Annotated in this window: 20 protein-coding genes; 6 read left to right on the top strand and 14 right to left on the bottom strand. The window is 72.2% G+C overall.

The annotated features are described in order from the left end of the window. Positions 1-21: 21 nt before the first annotated feature. Positions 22-1,215 (bottom strand): S1C family serine protease, encoded by a 1,194-nt coding sequence (locus tag FXF60_RS11585; protein WP_151526123.1) that lies wholly within the window; start codon positions 1,213-1,215, stop codon positions 22-24. A 27-nt stretch (positions 1,216-1,242) separates the two neighbouring features. After that, positions 1,243-1,827, bottom strand: a complete 585-nt coding sequence (sigE, locus tag FXF60_RS11580) for an RNA polymerase sigma factor SigE (protein WP_151526122.1) — start codon at positions 1,825-1,827, stop codon at positions 1,243-1,245. A 73-nt stretch (positions 1,828-1,900) separates the two neighbouring features. Between sigE and FXF60_RS11575 the strand changes: the two genes are divergently transcribed. After that, positions 1,901-2,533 carry an O-methyltransferase gene (locus tag FXF60_RS11575; protein ID WP_151526121.1) on the top strand — a complete coding sequence of 211 codons (633 nt, stop codon included), beginning with the start codon at positions 1,901-1,903 and terminating at the stop codon, positions 2,531-2,533. Positions 2,534-2,596: 63 nt separating this feature from the next. Here FXF60_RS11575 and FXF60_RS11570 read toward each other — a convergent pair whose 3' ends face one another. Continuing rightward, on the bottom strand, positions 2,597-2,764 hold the full coding sequence (locus FXF60_RS11570; protein WP_151526120.1) for a DUF3117 domain-containing protein: 168 nt from the start codon (positions 2,762-2,764) through the stop codon (positions 2,597-2,599). Positions 2,765-2,922: 158 nt separating this feature from the next. Here FXF60_RS11570 and FXF60_RS11565 point away from each other — a divergent pair, with 158 nt between their 5' ends. Both FXF60_RS11565 and FXF60_RS11560 read left to right on the top strand, forming a co-directional pair. Further along, positions 2,923-3,711: a PaaX family transcriptional regulator gene (locus FXF60_RS11565; RefSeq protein WP_192796711.1), complete on the top strand. Its 789-nt coding sequence runs from the start codon at positions 2,923-2,925 to the stop codon at positions 3,709-3,711. Between the two features lie 9 nt (positions 3,712-3,720). Continuing rightward, complete coding sequence (locus tag FXF60_RS11560) at positions 3,721-4,518, top strand: enoyl-CoA hydratase/isomerase family protein (RefSeq protein WP_151526118.1); 798 nt, start codon at positions 3,721-3,723, stop codon at positions 4,516-4,518. A gap of 16 nt (positions 4,519-4,534) precedes the next feature. Here FXF60_RS11560 and FXF60_RS11555 read toward each other — a convergent pair whose 3' ends face one another. From FXF60_RS11555 to FXF60_RS11540, 4 genes are read right to left on the bottom strand one after another with little or no spacing between them, the layout of a single operon-like run. Then, entirely contained in the window at positions 4,535-5,773 is a 1,239-nt protein-coding gene (locus tag FXF60_RS11555; RefSeq protein WP_238335827.1) for a putative hexosyltransferase, read from the bottom strand. Continuing rightward, positions 5,770-6,405 carry a DNA-3-methyladenine glycosylase I gene (locus tag FXF60_RS11550; RefSeq protein ID WP_151526117.1) on the bottom strand — a complete coding sequence of 212 codons (636 nt, stop codon included), beginning with the start codon at positions 6,403-6,405 and terminating at the stop codon, positions 5,770-5,772. The genes FXF60_RS11555 and FXF60_RS11550 overlap by 4 nt, the downstream gene beginning before the upstream one ends. Next, complete coding sequence (locus FXF60_RS11545) at positions 6,383-6,721, bottom strand: DivIVA domain-containing protein (protein ID WP_238335826.1); 339 nt, start codon at positions 6,719-6,721, stop codon at positions 6,383-6,385. The genes FXF60_RS11550 and FXF60_RS11545 overlap by 23 nt, the downstream gene beginning before the upstream one ends. A 52-nt stretch (positions 6,722-6,773) precedes the next feature. Further along, positions 6,774-7,529 (bottom strand): LOG family protein, encoded by a 756-nt coding sequence (locus tag FXF60_RS11540; protein WP_202879622.1) that lies wholly within the window; start codon positions 7,527-7,529, stop codon positions 6,774-6,776. 55 nt (positions 7,530-7,584) lie between these two features. Between FXF60_RS11540 and FXF60_RS11535 the strand changes: the two genes are divergently transcribed. Next, positions 7,585-8,421 carry a hypothetical protein gene (locus FXF60_RS11535; protein WP_151526115.1) on the top strand — a complete coding sequence of 279 codons (837 nt, stop codon included), beginning with the start codon at positions 7,585-7,587 and terminating at the stop codon, positions 8,419-8,421. A 6-nt stretch (positions 8,422-8,427) separates the two neighbouring features. Here FXF60_RS11535 and FXF60_RS11530 read toward each other — a convergent pair whose 3' ends face one another. From FXF60_RS11530 to FXF60_RS11500, 7 genes are all read right to left on the bottom strand, one after another. Continuing rightward, entirely contained in the window at positions 8,428-9,732 is a 1,305-nt protein-coding gene (locus FXF60_RS11530; protein WP_151526114.1) for a citrate synthase, read from the bottom strand. 52 nt (positions 9,733-9,784) lie between these two features. Next, positions 9,785-10,111: a ferredoxin gene (gene fdxA, locus FXF60_RS11525; RefSeq protein WP_151526113.1), complete on the bottom strand. Its 327-nt coding sequence runs from the start codon at positions 10,109-10,111 to the stop codon at positions 9,785-9,787. A gap of 71 nt (positions 10,112-10,182) precedes the next feature. Next, positions 10,183-12,012: a VanW family protein gene (locus FXF60_RS11520; RefSeq protein ID WP_151526112.1), complete on the bottom strand. Its 1,830-nt coding sequence runs from the start codon at positions 12,010-12,012 to the stop codon at positions 10,183-10,185. Positions 12,013-12,062: 50 nt separating this feature from the next. Continuing rightward, positions 12,063-12,578, bottom strand: coding sequence for a flavin reductase family protein (locus FXF60_RS11515; RefSeq protein WP_238335825.1), 516 nt, complete (start codon positions 12,576-12,578; stop codon positions 12,063-12,065). Further along, positions 12,575-13,471: an N-acetyl-1-D-myo-inositol-2-amino-2-deoxy-alpha-D-glucopyranoside deacetylase gene (gene mshB / locus FXF60_RS11510; RefSeq protein WP_151526111.1), complete on the bottom strand. Its 897-nt coding sequence runs from the start codon at positions 13,469-13,471 to the stop codon at positions 12,575-12,577. The genes FXF60_RS11515 and mshB overlap by 4 nt, the downstream gene beginning before the upstream one ends. 3 nt (positions 13,472-13,474) lie before the next feature. After that, positions 13,475-15,394 carry a translational GTPase TypA gene (gene typA / locus FXF60_RS11505; protein WP_151526110.1) on the bottom strand — a complete coding sequence of 640 codons (1,920 nt, stop codon included), beginning with the start codon at positions 15,392-15,394 and terminating at the stop codon, positions 13,475-13,477. Positions 15,395-15,469: 75 nt separating this feature from the next. Further along, positions 15,470-15,874: an NUDIX domain-containing protein gene (locus tag FXF60_RS11500; protein WP_151526109.1), complete on the bottom strand. Its 405-nt coding sequence runs from the start codon at positions 15,872-15,874 to the stop codon at positions 15,470-15,472. Between the two features lie 153 nt (positions 15,875-16,027). Between FXF60_RS11500 and FXF60_RS11495 the strand changes: the two genes are divergently transcribed. After that, complete coding sequence (locus tag FXF60_RS11495) at positions 16,028-17,722, top strand: ABC transporter substrate-binding protein (RefSeq protein WP_151526108.1); 1,695 nt, start codon at positions 16,028-16,030, stop codon at positions 17,720-17,722. 151 nt (positions 17,723-17,873) lie between these two features. Beyond that, the gene (locus FXF60_RS11490; protein WP_151526107.1) at positions 17,874-18,881 is read left to right on the top strand and encodes an ABC transporter permease; all 1,008 of its coding nucleotides are present in this window, start codon (positions 17,874-17,876) and stop codon (positions 18,879-18,881) included. Positions 18,882-18,991: the final 110 nt, after the last annotated feature.

Here is an 18,991-nt window from a genome sequence, read left to right as displayed (position 1 = left end):
CACCGGCGCAGCCCAGCGTACCTACCCTCCGGACCCGACCAGCGTGATGCTCACGCTGCGCTGGTCGCCACCCTCGTCCTGGATCTCCAGCTCGACCGTGTCACCGACGGCGTAGGAGCGCAGGACCACGATGAGGTGCTGCGAGTCGCGGATCCTCGTGCCGTCCACGGACAGGATGATCTCGCCCGGGCGGATGCCCGCCAGGTCGGCCGGGCCACCGTCCACGACGGGCGGCTCCTCGCCCGCCGCCTCGCGGCGGACGCGGGCTCCGTCGCCGGTGTAGGTGAGGTCCACGAGGACCCCCATCACCGGGTGCTCGCTGGTCCCGGTCTCGATGAGCTGGGTCGCGGTGCGGTCGGCCAGCTCCGCCGGGACGGCGAAGCCCAGGCCGATGCTCCCGGAGGGGCCGCCGAACCCGGCAGCCTGAGGGATCTGGGCGATCGCGGAGTTCACCCCGACCACGCGCCCGGACAGGTCGAGCAGCGGCCCGCCGGAGTTGCCCGGGTTGATCGCGGCATCGGTCTGGATCGCGCTGATGTAGCTCGTGCTCTCCTGCGTGTCGCCCGCCACCACGGGCCGGTCGAGCGCGGACACGATGCCGCTGGTGACCGTGTTGTCCAGTCCCAGCGGGGCACCCACGGCCACGACCGTCTGCCCCACCTGCACCCCGTCGGAGTCGGCGAAGGCCAGCGGTGACAGGTCCTCCCGGTCCACCTTGAGCACGGCGATGTCGTAGGCCGGGTCGGACCCGACCAGCTCTCCGTCCATGGGGTCCTCGCCGGGCAGCTCCACGACGATGGAGTCACCGTCCGCGACCTCGATCACGTGGTGGTTGGTGAGCAGGTACCCGTCCTCGCGCACGACGAACCCGGAGCCCTGACCGAGGGCGCCGTCCTGCCCGACCGAGATCAGCGCCACGCTGGGCAGCACCGCGCGGGACAGCCCGCTGATCGTCCCGTCCGCCTGCACCGGGGCCGGCGGGGGTGCGGGCGTCGTGGGCTCGGGCGCGGCCACCGGGGTCTGGGCCTCCGGCTCGAGCAGGTCGGCGAGGACGGCACCACCCATGCCGCCGAGCAGTCCACCGAGGACCGAGACCACGACCACCGGCGCCAGGCTGCGCCGGGGGGCGGGGCGGCGAGGGCCGGTCCTGACCGCGGGGGCGGCCGGGGCGGGATGCTGCGGCTGGGGTGGGCGCCACGCGCCAGGGTCGGTCATGGAAGCCGATTGTGCCAGCGCCGGCCCTCAGCCGAGGGCTGCGGCCGGTCGACCCAGCGCGGGTCCGCCGCGGCTGGGGCCACGCGTCGGGCGACGGTGCGCCAAGGACTGCCGGAGCAGGGCCCGCCCACGGTGGATCCGGGAGCGGACGGTGCCCATCTTGATCCCGAGCGTCTGGGCGACCTCCTCGTAGGAGAGGCCCTCGATGTCGGACAGCACGACGGCGGCACGGAACTGCGGGGGCAGGGCGTTCAGCGCCTCCTGGATGTCCCCGTCCAGGTGGGTCATCGCGTAGACCTGCTCCGGGTCGGTGCCCGAGGCGCGCAGCGGCAGCCGGGCGGACAGCTCGTCGGTGAGGGCGTCGAAGCGGATGCGCTGGCGCCGGCGGACCTTGTCCAGGAAGAGGTTGGTGGTGATCCGGTGCAGCCAGCCCTCGAAGGTCCCGGGACGGAAGGAGTCCAGTGACCGGAAGACGCGCACGAAGACGTCCTGGGTGAGATCCTCGGCCTCGTGCGGGTCACCGGTCAGCCGGTAGGCCAACCGGTAGACGCGCGGCGAGTGCTCGCGCACGATCTCCTCCCAGCTCGGGGGGACCCAGTCTTGCGCCGACATGTCACCACGGTGGCAGACCTGGCTGGGAGCAGGCTGGACGCCGCTGACCTGCGGTGGCGCTAGGCTGACGCCCATGGCTGCACCCAAGGCTTCCTCGATCGCCTACGCCGAGGACTTCATCTCCCCCCATCCCGTCATCGAGTCGGCGCAGCGCCGTGGCGAGGAGCTCGGCGCGACCCCGCTGGGCAACGGCGCAGGCGCGACGCTGCGTCTACTGGCGGCCGCGGTGCAGGCCACGCACGTGGTCGAGGTGGGCACCGGTGCGGGGAGCTCCGGCCTGTGGATGCTGCAGGGCATGCCGCGGGAGGGGGTCCTGACGACGATCGACAGCGACCCGGAGAACCAGCGGGCGGCCCGGGAGGCCTACACCTCGGCGGGGATCCCGCCGCAGCGGACCCGGGTGATCAGCGGGGACGCGGCGGCGGTGCTGAGCCGGTTGACCGACGGCGCCTACGACCTGGTCCTGGTCGACGCCGACAAGGACGGGTACCCGGTCTACGTGGAGGCCGCGCTCCGGCTGCTCCGCCCGGGCGGGCTGCTGGTGCTGGACAACATGCTGTGGCACGACAAGGTGGCCGACCCCGCGGCGCGGGACGAGACCACGACGGTCCTGCGCGACCTGGGCAAGTCGCTGCGGGACGAGGAGGGGTTGGTCCCCGCCCTCCTGCCGGTCGGCGACGGCCTGCTCGTCGCGGTCAAGCGCTGAGCACACGACAGCCCCCGGACCGCTCGTCCGGGGGCTGGTGGTGGTCGCTCTGGGGCTCGGCGCTCAGCCCACGCAGTCCTTGATGGCGTCGCCGAGGGCGCCCGCCTCTTCGGGGTTCATCTCGACGACCAGCCGCCCACCGCCCTCGAGAGGCATGCGGAGGACGATGCCGCGACCCTCCTTGGTCACTTCCAGAGGACCGTCCCCGGTGCGAGGCTTCATTGCTGCCATGGTTGCCCTTCCTTGTGGCGCGGCCGCATGCCGCTCGTCCGCCGCGGTGTCGACGGAGCCCTTCCTCCCCTGATTATCCCCCCTCGCGCTCCGGCCGCATAATCGGGGTGGCCCTGGCCTGCAGCGGGACGGCGGCCAGGGTGCGGCACACTGGCACCGTGCACGCCCGCTCCGCCGTCGTCGACCTCTTCGGCGACCACCTGCGGCGACGCGGCTGGTGGGCGCCGGTCTCCGCCATCGTCACCCTCACCGGGACGGTGGAGGTCGGCGGCCCGGCGACCCGCACCGCCATCTCCCGGCTCGCGGCCCAGGGCTGGTTGGAGCCGCGCACCGACAGCGGTCAGCGGGGGTATGCCGCGACCGCCCGCGCGCAGGACCGCTGGCACCGCGCGCACGACCGGATCTATGCCCTCACCGCTCCCCCGTGGGACGGCCGGTGGCACGTGGTCCACGTGGACACCGGCGGGGACCGGCGTCGTCGCGAGCAGGTCGCGACGACGATGGCCTACCTCGGCTACGGGCGGCTCGGCGTCGGCGGCTGGGTGAGTCCGCGGCCCAGCCCGGAGCTCGCCTCCTCGCTGCGTCCGCTGGGGGTCGGGTGGGTCGCCGTGCACGGTGACCTCCAGCCGGCGCAGGACGGCGCCCGGCTGGCCGGCCGCGTCTGGGACCTGGCCGACATCGCCACGGCGCACCGCCGCTTCGAGCAGGGCCTCCCGCACCCGGACCAGGTCGCCCGGTCCGGGCCGGAGGAGTCCTACCGCGACCGGACGCTGCTGGTGCACGAGTGGCGACGGTTCCTCTTCCGCGACCCCGAGCTGCCCCCGGAGGTGCTCCCGCACGACTGGCCGGGGCACCGGGCCAGGATGCGGTTCCTCGAGGTGGCACGGGCGCTGGCGCCGGCGGCCGACCGCTACGTCGATGAGGTGCTGGCCGCCACGAGCAGATAGGTTGGGCAGATGCGCACCGACGCCTCACCCGTGCACGTGGAGCGCGAGTCAGGGGTGGCCACGCTCACCCTGAGCCGCCCCGACGCGATGAACTCGCTGGACGTCGCCACCAAGGAGGCCCTGCTCGCCGCGCTGCAGGACCTCGCGTCCGACCCGGAGGTCCGGTGCGTGGTCCTGACCGGCTCGGGGCGCGCGTTCTGCGTCGGACAGGACCTCAAGGAGCACGTCGGCCTGCTGAGCCAGGACGCCGAGTCGTTGTGGCGCACGGTGGCCGAGCACTACAACCCGGTCGTGGAGCTGCTGGCCACCATGGACAAGCCGGTCGTGGCCGCGGTCAACGGGGTGGCAGCCGGCGCCGGGGCGGCCTTCGCCTTCGCCTGCGACCTGCGCTACGTCGCCGAGTCGGCGGGCTTCAACCTCGCCTTCACCGGCATCGCGCTCTCCTGCGACTCCGGCACGTCCTGGTCGCTGCCGAGGCTGGTCGGCACCGCGCGGGCCAAGGAGCTGCTGCTCTTCCCGCGCACCGTCCCGGCGCAGGAGGCTCTCGACCTGGGGCTCGCCACCGAGGTCGTGCCGGACGCAGAGCTGGCCGGGCGGGTGGCGGAGGTGGCTCGCCGGCTGGCCGAGGGCCCCACCGTGGCCTACGGCGCGGTGCGCCGCGCGATCGCCTACTCCGCGGGCCACGGCCTCGCGGACTCGCTGGCCGTCGAGGAGCAGCTGATGACCCGGACCGGGACCAGCGCCGACCACCGGGCCGCCGTCGACGCCTTCCTGGCCAAGGAGAAGCCCGGCTTCACCGGTCGCTGACCCCGGCCCCCCACCGTCACGGCGGATAGTCGCTGGGCGGGACGAAGCGGAAGAGGTACCACCCCCACCACACCTGCCAGCCGAGCAGGAGCAGGGCGAGGACCACGGTCCTGACGGTCAGCAACCAGCGGGGCTGGTGCGGCCCCTCCCCCGGGCTCCAGCCGGCGCCGGCCGCCACGACGAAGAGCGGGAAGAGCAGCATCAGGTAGCGGTAGAGGCTGGTCCAGGGATCCAGCGCCGCGAAGAGGTAGAGCGCGTAGCCGAGGCACCAGGTGCGCAGGGCCAGACCCAGCCCGGCGGCCCACGGTCCGAGCACCGCGAGCACGAGCAGCCCGAGGCCTCCCGCGAGCACGACCAGGCCGAGGAAGTCGCCCCACAGCCACTGCGCCCGCTCGATGCTGGGCAGGAAGGGCAGGACGTCCGCGCCACCCCGCCACGCGGACATCGTCGCGGTGTAACCGTCCGGGCGGCCGGTGCGCGCCCACGCGACCGCGGGCCAGACCAGTCCCGCCAGCCCGCAGCCGAGCAGCGCGGACGCCATCGCGGCATACTCCCGGGGGGCGAGGGGTCGACGGTCCCGGTCGCGCCACCGGGCGAGGACCACCACGAGCGCCACCAGCCCGAGCGGGAGCGCCACCGGTCGGGCCAGCCCGGTGAGCAGGGCGACCGCCCCGGCGGCCCACCACCGCTCGCGGACGAGCAGCCACAGGGCGGCCGCGAGGACGAGCAGGGCCAGCGACTCGGTGTAGGCCACCTGGAAGGTCGGCGAGCTGGGGTAGGCGCCGAGCAGGGTCACGCCGGCGAGCGCTCCCGCCCTGCCCACCTTCTCGGCCAGCAGACCCGCGACGACGACGGCCGCGGCATACCCGAGCACGGTCGCGACGACCGGTCCGGCGACGGCGAACGGCCACCCGGTCAGCGCCATCACGCCGCGGGCGAGCATCGGGAACACGGGGTAGAAGGCCCACGGGTTCTGCTGGACCTGGCCGTCGGCTCCCACGGGCAGCGTGTCCGGGTAGCCCTGCGTCGCGATCCGCTCGTACCACTGTCCGTCCCAGAGGGTGGCGAACTGGAAGTAGCGGGCCACGCCCGGGTCGTCGTAGACGGAGGGGTCCTGGTGCTGGGTCGCCAGCCGCCACAGCAGGAGCGCGCTCACCGCGCGCAGCAGGGTCCACAGCAGCAGGACGGAGACCACGAGGCGCAGATCCAGGGGCCGGCGGCTGGTCGCGCCCCGCTCGGTCGGCGCCGCGGTCATGAGGTCGCGCGCATCTCCGTCAGCCGGGAGCCGGACCGGGAGGACCCCGCGCGGAAGCAGCCCACCAGGTGGTCGTCGACCAGGCCGCAGGCCTGCATGGTGGAGTAGAGCGTGGTGGGCCCGACCTGCTCGAAGCCGGCCTTGCGCAGCCGCTTGGCCAGGATCTCGGACTCGGTGGTCTGGGTCGGGACGTCCGCGAAGGTGCGCGGCCGAGGCGTCGGCTCGGGTGCGTGCGTCCACAGCAGCTCCTCGAGGCCGCCGTGCTCGCGCAGCTCCAGGGTCGCGCGGGCGTTGGCGACGGTGGCCTCGATCTTGCGCCGGTTGCGCACGATCCCCTCGTCACCCAGCAGCCGCTGCACGTCGGCCTCGCTGAAGCGCGCCACGATGTCGGGGTCGAAGCCGGCGAAGGCGGCGCGGAAGCCGGGTCGCTTGCGCAGGATGACCAGCCAGGACAGGCCGCTCTGGAAACCCTCCAGGCAGAGCCGCTCCAGCAGCGCGGTCTCCCCGTGGACGGGCTTGCCCCACTCCCGGTCGTGGTAGTCGCGGTAGTCGGCGTGGTGGATCCCCGGCCAGCCGCACCGGGTCACGCCGTCCTGGGCGACGAACAGGTCACCGTCGTTCGCTCGCTGCATCACTCCCCCTCTCGCGCTCGCTCGTCGTCGGCCCCTCCGGCTCGCCCCGCAGCCGCTCGATCTCCGCGTCTCGCTCGGCCAGCTCGTCCGCCAGCCGCTGCAACGCCTCGTCGACCTGCTCCATCCGGTAGCCCCGCACGGCCTGGTCGAAGCGGAGGGCGTGGACCTGGGCGGCGTCCACCGGCCCCGCGGCCAGCGCCCGGGCCGACTGTGTGCCGACCGCCTCGGGCACCCCGGGCACGTCGCGTCGGGTGATCGCCCACGCCAGCAGAGCCCCGAGGGCGACCACCGCGGCCACAACCCCGACGATGATCACGGCACAGATCATGGCACGTCAGGCCCCGCGGACCAGAACCCGCCCTGCGAGGTCAGACGTCGCGTTCCTCCGGCTGCGGACGACCGAGGCGATGGCTCGTCACCCAGCGGACGACCTCCTGCACGTCGTCGGTCACCCGCATCAGGTCCAGGTCGCCCGGCGAGATCATCCCCTCGGCCAGCAACGTCTGCTCGAGCCAGTCGAGCATCGGCGCCCAGTAGGCGCGTCCGACCAGCACGATCGGGAAGTTGGTGACCTTGCCGGTCTGGATGAGGGTGACCGCCTCGAACAGCTCGTCCAGGGTGCCCACCCCGCCGGGAAGCACCACGAAGCCCTCGGAGTACTTCACGAACATCGTCTTGCGCACGAAGAAGTAGCGGAAGTTGATGCCGAGGTCGACGTGGGAGTTCAGACCGGTCTCGAACGGCAGCTCGATCCCCAGGCCGACCGAGGTGCCACCTGCCGACCGCGCCCCCTGGTTGGCGGCCTCCATCGTCCCGGGGCCGCCGCCGGTGATGACGGCGTACCCGGCCTCGGCCAGGGCGGCCCCGACCCGCACGCCGAGGGCGTAGTAGGGATGGTCGGAGGGCGTCCGTGCCGAGCCGAAGACGGACACGGCCGGCCCGACCTCGGCCAGCGCGCCGAAGCCCTCGACGAACTCGGCCTGGATCCGCATGACCCGCCACGGGTCGGAGTCCATCCAGCTGACGGGTCCGGTGTCGTCGAGCAGCCGCTGGTCGGTCGTGGCCCGCGGACCCGGTCGGCCGGGCACGGGCTGCGGGCGCTGGTCGTCGTCGCTGCCTGGCACGCAGCCGACCCTACGCCAGTGGGTCGGGCGCCCACAGCCTCCCTAGACTGGTCCGGTGCCCCCCTCCCGTGCCTCCCGCGCCGTCGCCCCGGTCCTCGTGATCGGGCTGACGGCCTGCGCCGCGGTGCTGGGCGCCCGGTGGGTGTCGTCCGAGCTGGCTCCCGCCCGCTGCACCTTCGCCGCCGCCGGCAGGGAGGTGTCCCTCACCCCCGAGCAGTCCGCCAACGCCGCCACCATCGCAGCTGTGTCGGTGCAGCGCGGCCTTCCCCCACGGGCGGCCACCATCGGGCTGGCCACCGCGATCCAGGAGAGCAAGCTGCGCAACCTGCGCTACGGCGACGCCGACAGCCAGGGCCTGTTCCAGCAGCGGCCCAGCCAGGGCTGGGGCACGGTGGAGCAGATCACCGACCCGGTGTATGCGAGCAACGCCTTCTACGACGTGCTCATCGAGGTCGAGGGCTGGGACCAGGGGGTCGTCACGGAGGTGGCCCAGGAGGTGCAGCGCAGCGCCTACCCCGACGCCTACGCCGACCACGAGTGGGAGGGCCGGGTGCTGGCCTCGATCCTCACCGGGCAGGAGGGCGGAGGGAGCGACCTGACCTGCCGGCTGGGCGACCCGGCCGGCGCGGGGTCGGCCCAGGCGGTGTCGGACAAGGCCCTGGCCCAGCTGGGCATGCAGGCTCAGGTCGAGGAGCAGCTGGTCCGGCTCGACCCTGGTGAGGGGTCCAGGGCCTGGGCGGCGGCCACCTGGGCGGTCGCCCATGCCGAGGCCGAGGACGTGAGCGCGGTCAGCGTCGCGGGGCGCACCTGGGACCGCGGGTCCGGGCAGTGGTCGGACGACGAGCAGCCCGCGGCCGGGTCCTCGACCGCCGTCGTCATCGAGGTGGGCTGAGGCCGATCAGCCCCGCTGGTCCATCGGGGCGTAGGAGCGCTCGCCCTCCCCGATGTAGACCTGACGCGGACGGCCGATCTTGGTCGCCGGGTCGGCGATCATCTCGCGGTACTGCGCGATCCAGCCCGGGAGCCGACCGATCGCGAAGAGCACCGTGAACATGTCCGTCGGGAAGCCCATGGACTCGTAGATCAGCCCGGTGTAGAAGTCGACGTTCGGGTAGAGCTTGCGCTCCACGAAGTAGTCGTCCTCCAGGGCCTTCTGCTCCAGCTCGCTGGCGAGCTCCAGCAACGGGTTGTCCCCGGCCTTCGCGAGCATCTCGTGGGCCGTGTCCTTGACGATGGCGGCGCGGGGGTCGTAGTTCTTGTAGACGCGGTGGCCGAAGCCCATGAGCTTGACCCCGTCCTCCTTGTCCTTGACCTTCCGGACGAACTCGCCCACGTCGCCACCGTCGGCCTTGATCTGCTCCAGCATGGCGAGCACCGCGCTGTTGGCCCCTCCGTGCAGCGGCCCGGACAGCGCGTGGATGCCGGCCGAGATGGCGTTGAACAGGTTGGCCTCGGACGACCCGACCAGCCGCACGGTCGAGGTGGAGCAGTTCTGCTCGTGGTCGGCGTGCAGGATGAACAGCTGGTCCAGGGCCCGGGCCACCACCGGGTCCATCTCGTACTGCTCGGTGGGCTGGCCGAAGGTCATCCACAGGAAGTTCTCGACCAGGTTGTAGTCGTTGTTCGGGTAGAGGATCGACTGGCCCCGGCTCTTGCGGAAGGCGTAGGCCGCGATCGTGGGCAGCTTGGCCATCAACCGGATCGTGGAGATCTCGACGGCCTCGGGGTCGTGCGGGTCGAGGCTGTCCTGGTAGAAGGTGCCCATCGCGGACACCCCGGAGGAGAGCACCGACATGGGGTGCGCGTCCCGGGGGAAGCCGTCGAAGAAGTTCTTCATGTCCTCGACGAGCAGGGTGTGGCGACGCAGCCGCTGGTCGAACTCCTCCAGCTCGGACGCGGTCGGCAGGTGCCCGTAGATGAGCAGGTAGCTGGTCTCCAGGAAGGTCGACTGCTCCGCGAGCTGGTCGATCGGGTAGCCGCGGTAGCGCAGGATGCCCTCGCCACCGTCGATGTAGGTGATCTCGGACTGGCAGGAGGCGGTGTTGACGAAGCCCACGTCGAGCGTGACGTCTCCGGTGGTCTTCAGCAGGGCGCTGATGTCGAGGCCGTTGTTGCCCTCGACGGCCGGCACCACGGGCAGTGACAGCTCCTGGCCGCCGTGGGTGAGACTGGCCGGGGTCGGGCTGGTGGGCGTGTCGGTCATCAGGTCCTCCTGGTCGTGGTGGGCCGTGCGCGGGGTCGAGGTCGGCTGGGGGCTACTCGTCGTGGGACTGCGGAGGCAGGCCCGCGACGATGGGGTGGTCCTTGGCGATGACACCCATCTTGGCTGCGCCGCCGGGGCTGCCCAGGTCGTCGAAGAACTCGACGTTGGCCTTGTAGTAGTCCGCCCACTCCTCCGGGACGTCGTCCTCGTAGTAGATCGCTTCGACCGGGCAGACCGGCTCGCAGGCTCCGCAGTCGACGCACTCGTCGGGGTGGATGTAGAGCGAGCGCTCTCCCTCGTAGATGCAGTCGACCGGGCACTCCTCGATGCAGGCCTTGTCCTTCAGGTCCACACACGGCTGGGCGATCACGTACGTCATGGGCGACAGACTACGGCGTCCGGGGCGGTCCCGGACCCGTGGGGCTGCTGCGGCCCCCTGGCGCAGCGCGCTCAGGAGCCGGCGCGCGGGTTCGTGCAGATGATCTCGTCGGCGGCGTCGTAGGTGGTGGTGAAGTCGTCCCGGCCGACCTCCTCGCCACCCTGCCGCAGGATCCGGATGTTCCGGATGGTGAAGCCGTCCGCCGGGGACTGCGGCACGCAGTCGGCGCGGTCGTCCTCACGCCGCTCCCCGGTCGTGGTGTTCCGCCGCGGCCCGTCGATCGTCTCCACGGCGTACTGCCGGTCACCGAGGAAGACCATCTGGATCTCGTCTCCGCTGATCCAGCTCTGCACCACGATCGGGGTGCTCGTGTCGTTGGTCCACAGGTTGTCGATGACGGGGACGGCCAGCGTCGCCTCCCGGCCCGCGGGATACCGGGAGATGTAGAACGAGTGCGTCGTGTGGGCATCGAGCTGCACACCGGCGAACCAGCTCACGTTGAAGACCACGGTCGAGATCTGCGACAGGCCGCCACCCAGGCCCATGACGAGCCGGCCGTCCACGATGACCGGTGCCTCGACATACCCGTTCGCCTCCTCGATGGCACCCAGCGCGGCACCGAGGCTGAACTGCTCCCCCGGCATGACCACGGTCCCGTTGACGTTGGTGACACCTGCGCGCAGGTTCGCGGTGCGCGCCGCGTTGCTCTCCCCGGTCGGGAACTGGGAGGAGAAGGAGGCCATCTGGGTGAAGCTCCAGTTCTCCGACACCGAAGTCGGGATCTGCGGCTCGATCGTCTCCACCTCCGCCTCGACGGTGCGCCCGTCCCCCCGCTCCGGCAGTGCCGCCCGGACGGCGTCGACCAGACCGTCCTCCCTCAGGGCATACCCCACCTGGGCGCCGACGACCTGCACCGACGAGCCCTCGAGCCGGACGGTGGCGTCGCGCGGGCCCCGCTCCAGCCGTCCGAGGTCCTGGCGGATGCGGGCCAGCGTCGCCTTCTCCCTGACCCCCAGCGAGAGCGAGCCGTCCTCCTGCTCGACCCGCAGCAGCTGCAGCAGGTCGCGTCGCGCCAGCTGGGCCTCCGCGCGCTCCCTGCCCTCTCCCCGGCCCCGACCGGCCTGGACCACCACCGGCGCGTCGAGCGCCGGGGTCACGACCTCCTCGGTGAAGCGCTCGACCTCCTCCGCCGTGAGCTGCGGCCGCTGCCCGCTCGCGACGCCCGCGACGCGACGCTCCCCCTCCGTCGCCGACCGGTCGTCCCACACCTGCTCGGTCCACGCCTCGGAGACCGCGTCCGCGCTGGCCCCGACCTCGAGGGTGCGACCGTCCTGCGCATCCACCACCTGCACGCCGTCCTCGCTCAGGCTGACCTCCCCCTCGACAGGGGTGGTGTCGTAGTCCTCCGCCAGCCGGCTCAGCGTCGCCTCGAGGGCCGCAGGGTCCACGGCGCCGTAGAGCGGCAGGTCCTCGTCCGCCCCCGCCACGTGGTCCCACATGCGGGCCGGGTTGAAGGACAGTCCGGTCACGCCCCGGAGCGTCCGGTCCAGGTCGAGCGAGAGGCCGGCGTCCTCGGGCACGAGCTCGACCTCGACCGGCTCGGCCTCGCTCCCGGCACCGCCATCACCCTCGGGCACGAGCTCCACGACGATCGGCTCGGTCGTCCGGTCCTCGAACTCGCGTCCCAGCTCGGCCCGGGCCTCCTGGTCGGTGAGCGAGCCGATGTCCACCCCCGCGACGCTGACCCCGGACGGCGGGCGGTCCTTGAAGTAGAACGCCGCGCCGACGTAGATGAGCCCGAGCACGAGCAGCGCCGCGGCCAACCGACCGACGACGGCCCACCAGCCGCGGCCGTCGCCCTCCTCCCGCAGGGTGGCCGGTCGATCGCTGGCGTCAGCCATCAGCTCTCCTCGTCGTCACGGTGGTCCGGGAGGCACCGGGCGGCCCTGGCCTAGCGCAGCTCCCCGAGCCGTCCACGGTAGTGCACCAGGGCACGGTTGTCGGTGGGGCGCGCCTCGAGGCCGACGACCTCGCCCAGCACCAGGTGGTGGTCGCCCGCCTCCCGGATGTCCACGGTCCGGCACTCGAAGGCCGCCAGCGCGTCGTCCACCAGGGCCGTCCCGGTGACCTCGCCGCGGTGGTGCGACACCCGCCCGAGCTGGTCGTGCAGGGGACGCCCCACCTCCCCGAGCCACTCGGCGACGCCGCGCTGGGTGGAGGTGAGCACGCTGACACCGAAGTCGGACCCGTCCTCCAGCGCCTCGAGGACCCGCGCCTCGGGATGCAGGCTGACGAGGAGGAGCAGCGGGTCGAGCGAGACGCTGGTCAGGGAGTCCACGGTGAGCGCGACGTCGTGACCGCGCAGCCGCGCGCTGACGACGGCCACCCCGTTGGCGAACCGGCCCATCGCCAGCCGGTAGACCGCCGGGTCCACCGGCTCCGGGGCGTCGGCCTCGGTGGGGCTCACGGTGCAGGCACCCCCTGGAGGCTCACGAGCAGGTCACGGGCCTCCGGCCAGGCGGCGTAGGCCTCGCGGCCGGGCAACCGCGCCGCGATGTCGTTGGACAGGGTGTACCACCCGTCGTGCAGGGTCACCTGGGTCTGGTGCTCGGCCAGGGCCGCGCGCTGGCGCGGCAGGGCTGCCCCGTCCACGACGACGTGCGTGATCGCGTCGTCGTCGACGACGCCCGGCGGGAAGGGGTCCTCGGGCCCGGGCACCTGCGCGACGCCTCCGGCCGGGCTGCGGGTGCCTGCCGGCACGTGCTCGGCGAGCCACGCCCGGTCCTGCCGCGCCCAGCTGCGCGGGACGAGAGAGACGAACAGCCGGGGGCGTGCGGCCAGCAGCTCCACCGCCCGGGCGGTGACGCGGTGCGTCTGCACGTGGTCGGGGTGGCCGTAGCCACCCCACGGGTCGTAGGTGAGCACGACGTCCGGCGCGAGCTCCTCGAGCTGCCGGGCGAGCAGGGCTGCCGCGTCCTCCAGGTCGGCACCGGCGAAGGCCCGGGGGTGCGAGGCCGCTGCCGATCCGGCCATGCCGCTGTCCCGCCACCGAGGTCGCGGCCCGCCGAGGTAGTGGTGCCGCACCGCGAGCCGTGCCATGGCCCGCTCCAGCTCGCCCCTGCGGTGGTCCGCGAGCTCCTCGCTGCCCTCCAGGTGCGACAGCGCCGGGGTGATCACCTCACCCTCCTCGCCCAGGGTGCAGGTGATGACGTGCACCTCGTCACCGGCCTCGACGTGGTGCGCCAGGGTCAGCCCCGTGGCGAGGGTCTCGTCGTCGGGGTGGGCGTGCACCGCGACCAGACGCAGCGGCCGGTCCGGTGCGGCGGACAGGCCCGCCCGCAGGTCCGGGAGCGGCGGCACGGCTCAGCCCCGGGACCGGGCGGCCTTGGCCCGCTGGTTCGCGTCCAGGATGACCTTGCGCACGCGGACCGCCTCCGGGGTCACCTCCACGCACTCGTCCTCCCGGCAGAACTCCAGGGACTGCTCCAGCGACAGCACCCGCGGGGGGATCAGCCGCTCCAGCACGTCGGCACCGGCCGACCGGACGTTGGTCAGCTTGCGCTCCTTGGTGATGTTGACGTCCATGTCGTCGGCCCGGGAGTTCTCCCCGACGATCATGCCCTCGTAGACCTCGGTGGTCGGCTCCAGGAACATCGTGCCCCGCTCCTGCAGGTTGAACATCGCGTAGCTGGTCGCCACCCCGGACCGGTCGGACACCAGGGACCCGGACTGACGGGTGCGGATCTCGCCGAACCACGGGGCATACCCGTCGAAGACGTGGTGCGCGATGCCGGTGCCCCGCGTCTCGGTGAGGAACTCGGTGCGGAAGCCGATCAACCCGCGCGAGGGCACGACGTACTCCATCCGGATCCACCCGGTGCCGTGGTTGGTCATCTGCTCCATCCGCCCCTTGCGTGCGGCCATCAGCTGGGTGATGGTGCCGAGGTGCTCCTCCGGGGTGTCGATCGTGAGCCGCTCCACCGGCTCGTGCAGGGCGCCGTCGACCTCACGGGTCACCACCTGTGGCTTCCCGACGGTCAGCTCGTAGCCCTCCCGGCGCATCTGCTCCACCAGGATCGCCAGCGCCAGCTCACCTCGGCCCTGCACCTCCCAGGAGTCGGGGCGCTCGGTCGGCAGCACCCGCAGCGAGACGTTGCCGACCAGCTCCTTGTCCAGCCGGTCCTTCACCAGACGGGCGGTGACCTTGGCCCCCTTGACCCGCCCGGCCAGCGGGCTGGTGTTGGTCCCGATGGTCATCGAGATGGCCGGCTCGTCCACGGTGATGAGCGGCAGCGGCACCGGGTCGGTGGGGTCGGCGAGCGTCTCCCCGATCGTGATGTCCGGTATGCCGGCGATCGCGATGATGTCTCCCGGGCCGGCCTGGTCGGCCGGCTGGCGCTCCAGCGCCTCGGTCAGCAGCAGCTCGGTGATCTTGACCTGGGTGACCGAGCCGTCGCGCCGGCACCAGGCGGCCTGCTGGCCCTTGCGGATCTCACCCTCGTGCACGCGGCACAGCGCCAGCCGCCCCAGGAAAGGGCTGGAGTCCAGGTTGGTCACGTGCGCCTGCAGCGGCGCCCCCGGCGTGTAGGTCGGCGCCGGCACGGTCTCCAGGATCGTCGCGAACAGCGGCTCCAGGTCCGTGCTCTCGGGGAGCTCGCCGTCGCCTGGTGCCTCGAGGCTCGCCCGCCCGGCCTTCGCCGAGGCATACACCACCGGGAAGTCGAGGGCGGCCTCCACCTGGGCCGGGTCGTGCTCGTCGAGCAGGTCCATGAACAGGGCGTAGACCTCGTCCACCACCTCGCTGATCCGGCTGTCCGGACGGTCCACCTTGTTGATGCACAGGACGACGGGCAGGTGGGCGGCGAGCGCCTTGCGGAGCACGAACCGCGTCTGCGGCAGCGGCCCCTCCGACGCGTCGACCAGCAGGACCACCCCGTCGACCATGGAGAGCCCACGCTCGACCTCCCCGCCGAAGTCTGCGTGACCCGGGGTGTCGATGATGTTGATCGTCATCCCGCCCTCGGGAGCTGCCGCCCCGGTGTAGCGGATCGCAGTGTTCTTGGCCAGGATGGTGATGCCCTTCTCCCGCTCCAGGTCACCGGAGTCCATCACCCGCTCCAGGTCGGAGGACTCGCCCCGGTGGTCGGCGAAGGCTCCGCCCTGGGTCAGCATGGCGTCGACGAGGGTGGTCTTGCCGTGGTCGACGTGCGCCACGATGGCGACGTTGCGGATGTCAGCGCGGAGGGCGGCGGGCACGCCGGAGGAAGGGTCACCGTGGGGCATGGCGCCAGTGTCTCACCCCCGGCGCGACCTCACGGCACCATGTGTCCGGCGCCGGACCGGCCCGCAGCCCTGTCCTCAGCCGTGCAGCAGCGGCGCGAGGTGGCGGACGATCGGCAGGTCGTGCTCCAGCCAGGCCACCTGCTCCAGCTCCTCCCGGACCAGCCAGCGGAGCAGGTCGTGGTCCTCCAGCGGCGCGGGGTCGGGCTGGCCCGGCTCGACCACCGCCCACCACAGCTGCATCACCCACGGCGGCGTCAGCGGCCAGTCGCCCCCGATCCTGGCCCCCAGGCGGACGCTCACCCCCAGCTCCTCCTGCGCCTCCCGCACGGCCGCGTCGACGGCGCGCTCGCACGGCTCGACCTTGCCACCCGGGAACTCCCAGCCACCGGCCAGAGCCGGTGGCGCGCTGCGGCGACCGGCCAGCACCGTCGTCGGCCGGTCCAGGTCGTCGCACAGGGCCACTGCTGCGATCACAGGCATCCCGGCATTCTGGCAGCCACAGGTTGCCGTAGGGGCAGGTCACGGTCCCGTCACGAAGCGCCCGCCACCCTTGGCAACCGGCCCCGGGTGTGGTGTTCTCACCGGTTAGACCGGGCAAACCCGCGCCCGGACATCGATGACGTAGGAGGCACGATGAAGAACCGCAGGGTCGCGATCGCCGCGACCAGTGCAGCTCTGGCCCTCGTCCTGAGCTCGTGTGCCGAGTCCGAGCGCGACTCGGGCTCGGAGGGCGACGACCAGGGCTCCGGAGCGTCGGAGGAGGCCGGCGGCGGCGAGAGCTCCGACGCGACCTTCGTCTTCGGCGCAGCAGGCGCCCCGGCGACGTTCGACCCGTTCTACGCCAGCGACGGCGAGACCTTCCGGGTGACCCGCCAGATCTACCAGAACCTCATCGGCATCGAGCCCGGCGGCACCGAGAGTGTCCCCGAGCTCGCCACCTCCTGGGAGAGCGAGGACGGTCTCACCTGGACCTTCGAGCTGCAGGAGGGCGTGACCTTCCACGACGGCACGGAGTTCAACGCCGAGGCGGTCTGCGCCAACTTCGAGCGCTGGGCCGATCAGAACGAGACCGGTCAGCTCCCCGCGGCGGCCTACTACTACGGCAACGACTTCGGCTTCGGCGACGACAGCCTCTACGAGTCCTGCGAGGCGACCGACGACCTCACCGCCACGGTGGTCGTCAGCCGGGTGACAGGCAAGTTCCCGATGGTGCTCTCGCAGTCGTCGTACGCCATCTCCTCGCCGGCCGCGATGGAGGAGTACGACGCCAACGGCATCGCGGCCGAGGGCGACGCGCTGGTCTTCCCGGAGTATGCGCAGGAGCACCCGACCGGCACCGGACCCTTCACCTTCGAGTCCTACGACAACGCCGGCGGCACCGTGACGCTGGCCCGCAACGAGGACTTCTGGGGTGAGCCCGCCGGGGTCGCGAACCTCGTCTTCAACATCATCCCGGACGAGAACGCCCGCCGCCAGGAGCTGGAGGCCGGCACCATCAACGGCTACGACCTGCCCAACCCGGTCGACTGGCAGGCCCTCGAGGACGCCGGTCAGCAGGTGCTCATCCGGGACCCGTTCAACGTGCTCTACCTGGCGCTGAACCCGGTCGCGGACGAGCAGCTCGAGGACCCGTTGGTGCGTCAGGCGCTCTACCACGCGATCAACCGCGAGCAGTTCGTCGCGAGCCAGCTCCCGGAGGGCGCGTCGGTCGCCACGCAGTTCATGCCGGACACGGTCAGCGGCTGGAACGGTGACATCGCGCCCTACGAGTACGACGTCGAGCGTGCGCAGGAGCTGCTCGAGGAGGCCGGCGTGTCCGACCTGACCATCGAGCTGTGGTACCCCTCCGAGGTCACCCGGCCGTACATGCCGGACCCGCAGCGCGTCTTCGACGCGATCCGCACCGACTGGGAGGCGGCCGGCATCACCGTCGAGCCGATCACCAAGCCGTGGAACGGTGGCTACATCGACGACACGACGAGCTCGCGCGCACCGGCCTACTTCCTGGGCTGGACCGGCGACCTCAACTCGGCGGACAACTTCCTGTGCGCCTTCTTCTGCGGTGACGACAACCAGTTCGGCACCGGTGCCTACGACTGGAACGGCGAGCTGCAGGAGCAGCTCCAGGCCGCCGACGCCGAGGCGGACGAGGCGACGCGCGAGGAGCTCTACATGGAGCTCAACGCCAACATCATGAGCGAGGACTGGCTGCCGGGGCTCCCGCTCTCGCACAGCCCGCCCGCGATCGTGGTCGGTCCGAACGTCCAGGGGCTGGAGCCCAGCCCGCTGACGGCGGAGGACTTCTCCACCATCACCCTGAGCGAGTGATCCAGGAGATCTCGCGATGACACGCGTGGCGGGTCGGGCCCTTGGGGTTCGGCCCGCCACGCGTCTAGTCTCGTCGCGGACCGCGACCACCCCCTGTCCCTGAGACCCCCGCCGCCCGCCGGGCGGCACGCACAGATGCGGAGCAGCCACCGTGCTCAGATTCATCGTCCGCCGGATGCTGCAGGCGGTGCTCGCCCTCTTCGTGCTGAGCGTGCTGCTCTTCGCCTGGCTGCGCTCCCTCCCGGGTGGTGTCGTGAGCGCGCTGCTCGGCGAGCGCGGGACCCCGGAGTCCGCCGCGGCGCTGCGCGCGGCCCTCGGCCTCGACCAGCCCCTGCCGGTGCAGTACTGGCGCTTCCTGCAGCGGGCGCTCGAGGGGGACTTCGGCATCTCGAACGGCGTCTACCGCGGTCAGCCCGCGCTGGACGTCTTCACCCAGCGGTTCCCCGCCACCATCGAGCTGAGCATCTTCGCGATGGTGCTGGCGCTCACCTTCGCCATCCCGCTCGGCTACCTCGCGGCCCGCCGCAGGGGCGGGGTGTTCGACACCGGGAGCATCGTCTTCTCGCTGGTCGGCGTCGCCGTCCCGGTCTTCTTCCTGGCCTACGTGCTGAAGTACATCTTCGCGGTCCAGCTGGGCTGGCTGCCTCCCTCCGGGCGGCAGGACGTCACGATCAACGCCACCCACATCACGAACTTCTACGTCCTCGACGGGTTGATCACCCGGGAGTGGGACGCGGCCTGGGACGCCTTCAAGCACCTCATCCTGCCGGGGATCGCGCTGAGCTCTATCCCCTTCGCCATCATCTTCCGGATCACCCGCGCCGCAGTCATCGACGTCATGGACGAGGACTACGTGCGCACCGCCCGCGCCAAGGGGCTGCGGCAGCAGACCATCCGCGTCCGGCACATCATGCGCAACGCGCTGATCCCGGTGGTCACCATCATCGGCCTGCAGATCGGCGCGCTGCTCGCGGGAGCCGTCCTCACCGAGAAGGTCTTCGCCTTCACCGGCATCGGCCAGGCGCTGGCGCTGGGCTTCGAGCTCCGGGACTACCCCGTCCTGCAGGTGCTCATCATGATGGCGGCCCTCATCTACATCATCGTCAACCTCATCGTCGACGTGACCTACGCCATCATCGACCCGCGCGTGCGGACCTGACGAGGAGCATCCTGTGACCGACACGCACGACACCTCCTCCACCACCACCGGTGACGACACCGGTCACGGCCGACGCCGATCCGCCCTGGCCGCGCTGGGCGACCGGAAGA

This window comes from Serinicoccus kebangsaanensis (assembly GCF_008919445.1).
Lineage (GTDB): Bacteria > Actinomycetota > Actinomycetes > Actinomycetales > Dermatophilaceae > Ornithinicoccus > Ornithinicoccus kebangsaanensis.
Note: the sequence above shows the minus strand (reverse complement) of the source record. Positions and strands in the feature narration are given on the sequence as shown.